Origin of the sequence: Curtobacterium flaccumfaciens, from assembly GCF_051548005.1 — a bacterium.
Lineage (GTDB): Bacteria > Actinomycetota > Actinomycetes > Actinomycetales > Microbacteriaceae > Curtobacterium.
The window spans coordinates 1-1,361 of sequence record NZ_JBPUGH010000264.1 but is presented as its reverse complement, the minus strand read 5'-3'; the positions used below and the strand labels follow the sequence as shown (position 1 = coordinate 1,361).

Below are 1,361 nucleotides of genomic sequence, written 5' to 3'. Positions count from 1 at the left end.
GCGCAACACCCCGCGCACGCAACGGACGACCGCGCCGTCGTCGTGCGACAACGGCGGCGTCGCTCCGCAACGACGACCGGCCCCGACCCCGCGCACGCGTGATCGCCCGACACCGACGCGACGTTGCACGCGTCGATCGACACGCGCAACGTCGGGCCCGTGGACCGCAACCCGATGCGCGCGCATCGGGCGACATCGCACGCGTCGATCGACGCGCGGGACGTCGAAGCGCGCGCGTTTCGTCGACCGACTACCCCACCCGACCCGACCGCCCGGCCCGCGCTAGCGCCGCGCCGCGACCCGCCCGCGCACGTACCGCCACGGACCGCCGAGCGCCGCGGTGAGCTCGGCACGCTTGAGTCCGGCCGTCGCCGCGCGGAACTCGTCGTCCACCGGCCAGCCGCCGACCGCGTCCACCGCCGCCGACACCTGGTCCGGACCCCCCCCGCTCCCCTGGCCGAGCGCCCCGAGCTGCCGGAGTGCACCCACGGCCCGTCGGAGCACGGCGAGCGCGGTGCCCGGGCGACTCATCAGCTTCGCGACCCACGCTCCGAGCCCGGTGCCGTAGCCGAGGGCCTGGGAACGCAGGGCCTCCCGGTCCGCACGGTGCTTGTGCCAGACGATCGCCGACGGCTCGACGGCGAGCGCCCCTCCGGAGAACAGCACGCGGGTGAAGAGGTCCGGGTCCTCGCCGGCTCGTGCCGGGGTCCCGGGGCCGAGGGCGACGTCGAACCCGCCGAGCCGGAGGGCCGCCGTGCGCCGGAGCGACATGTTTGCGCCGGTGCCGAACGCACCGACCGAGAACGGGAACAGCGGGAGGTCCGCCGGCGGCGCCGAGGTCCGGTACACCCGGCGCTCGGTGTTGCGCGCCCAGGTCACCCGCTCGTCGAAGTACCGCTGCGTCGGCGTCCGGAGCTCCCCGCTCGGCACGAGCCCCGTCACGCAGACGACGTCCGCGTCGCGGGCGTAGGCGGCGGCGAGCGCCGCGGCCCACCAGGCGTCGACGACCACGTCGTCGTCGACGAACGCGACCACGTCGCCGGAAGCCGCCGCGAGACCGGCGTTCCGTGCGCGCGAGACCCCGGCACGGGCCTCCAGGACGTACTGCAGCCGGGGATCCGTGAACGACGCGACCACCGCGCGGGTCGCGTCCGAGCTCGGCGCGTTGTCGACGACGATCACCTCGAGGTCGTCCCACTCCGACGCGAGCACCGAGGCGACGCAGCGGCGGACGTCCTCCGGTCGGTCGCGTGTGGCGACGACGACGGTGATCCGACCGACGGTCGGTCCCTGCGGGGCGGCCGGGAGGCCCGTGGCACGCAGGGCGCGCAGGGCACCCGCCGTCTCGGTCGGGTCCAGGG

Annotated in this window: 1 protein-coding gene; it reads right to left on the bottom strand. The window is 76.1% G+C overall.

The window, feature by feature from the left end; genetic code table 11:
- Window positions 1-282 precede the first annotated feature (282 nt).
- The coding region (locus ACSW7Y_RS17200; RefSeq protein ID WP_438127438.1) for a glycosyltransferase family 2 protein at window positions 283-1,361 on the bottom strand (1,079 nt) is incomplete at its 5' end.